General features: G+C 35.4%; 1 protein-coding gene. It reads right to left on the bottom strand.

Annotated elements, in window-relative coordinates; genetic code table 11:
* Window positions 1-308 precede the first annotated feature (308 nt).
* Window positions 309-1202: a hypothetical protein gene (locus tag ACFOWM_RS13910; RefSeq protein ID WP_379711212.1), complete on the bottom strand. Its 894-nt coding sequence runs from the start codon at window positions 1200-1202 to the stop codon at window positions 309-311.
* Window positions 1203-1369: the final 167 nt, after the last annotated feature.

Here is a 1369-nt window from a genome sequence, read left to right on the forward strand (position 1 = left end):
TTATGAGATAAAGTTTTTATATCTACTTTTTTCTTTTTTGAAGTGTCACAAGAAGCAAAAAAAGTCAAAAAAGAAATGGTTATTATAAACGGTGTCTTCATATAATGACAGCTAACGGACGGGTATTGCTGGTCGTTGGGTTTGCCGACGTCCAGCCCGGCGCTGAAGTTAAATTTATTGAATAGAGTTGATGATTAGAACTGATGCTCAATAGAAATCCGTCCGCCCGAACTACTGTTTGGATTTGTACAGCTGCTGATTGTAATTCCGTCCGGTCCCAATGGCAGCAATAGCTTTGTTGGCTGCCGTTAATTACCAGCAGCAATTTGTTTAATACTTGATTCAATTAATGCAAGTTTGCTGTAGTCAGGAAAAGCCTTTTTAATTTCTTCTACTTTGGAATTAGGTAAAATCTTCGCTCCACGGTCTATCAAGTCTGCTGTTGTTTCTAATGATAATTTCAATCGTCCAATTGTTTCAGGGTCTTTAATATCATAATGTTTTGCAGCAATTGACTCAGCTTCCGCTTGTACTATATTTTGAAGTTGTTTTTTTTGTGCATCAACTAAGGCCGCTAAAGCTTCATTTTTTAAGTCCAATGTCTTGGCATGAGCTTCAAAAATATTTGCCTCCGCCATTTTCTTTCTAATTACAGCCGCTGCCCAACATATAGAGGCAACTAAGTTAACAGCAGCAATAGTTCCTACAGAAACTATAATCCATATTGAGCCATTTTCCGCAGTTAGGATTTCAACATTTCCGCCCGTATTACTATCCAAAATAGGAAATTCAATTGCTTTTTTTAGGTCATTTGAAACTTTTGATAATTCATCAAAACTATTTGTATCAGGTAGTTTAATTTCGATTACATTGTCACCTCCCGTAATTGCAGAATTATAATACTTGAGTAAAAAAGTAAGCCCTATTCTTAAATCTTCAACTGTGCGACTGATTTTTGCATTTTCAGTAGAGGTAAAAGCATCTTCATCTTTATAGTTTTTAAAAAGAGCTGAATATTTAAGTGTATCTATTTGTTCTCTTATAAAATCTATGTCTGAAAGGTCATTAACTGCGTCTTTTAAACTTACCAGATTTTTTGCAGTATAGTTTAGGTCTGAATTTTGTGTCGACACGTAGGAATATGTATAATTCAATTTACTAAGGTTTCTTTCAATTTTGTCAAGCGACTCTTTAATATTCATAAAGTTTTTTTAACTAAGTAGGGTGTTTTTAATGGCAACCAACGGACGGGTATTTGCGAAGACTGGGAATTTCGAGTTCCGTCCGCCCGACCGATGCTGATTTTTTGTTGATGTTGAATTTAAGAAAATTTGTTGATTTGTAACGTCCTGCCCGAACTGCTGCTGAT

Origin of the sequence: Ferruginibacter yonginensis (assembly GCF_042651465.1) — a bacterium.
Lineage (GTDB): Bacteria > Bacteroidota > Bacteroidia > Chitinophagales > Chitinophagaceae > Ferruginibacter > Ferruginibacter yonginensis.